This is a genomic window from Seonamhaeicola marinus, assembly GCF_008085455.1.
The window spans coordinates 1-320 of record NZ_VSDQ01000736.1 but is presented as its reverse complement, the minus strand read 5'-3'; the positions used below and the strand labels follow the sequence as shown (position 1 = coordinate 320).

The 320-nt window shown below is 35.0% G+C and carries 1 pseudogene; it reads right to left on the bottom strand.

What is annotated here, in order from left to right:
• Positions 1-320, bottom strand: a pseudogene (locus tag FUA24_RS23255) (sugar kinase); the annotation flags it as partial.

The following is a 320-nucleotide window of genomic DNA, read 5'->3' as shown; positions in this document are numbered from 1 at the left end:
ATTTGGTATTGGCGTGTTTCAAATAATGTTTTACCATCATATAATACACCTGCCCAAGTATTGTGCGATGCAGAAATAGAACCTCTTAATGTTGTGATAACTTTTTTGGCTCTTGGGAATTTTTCCATCATTTGTTGACAAACTGATAAAAATGCTTCAGCTTTTACATTGTGCCCTTCAGTTTGAACACTGATACCTTCTGGCTTAATACCAAAGTGCATTTCAGCATCTTCTTCATTACCTAAAACAATATCACAGTATGAAGTTAACTCAGTCATGATAGCTTCTCTGTGAGCAGCATCACAATATTTCCAAAGTTT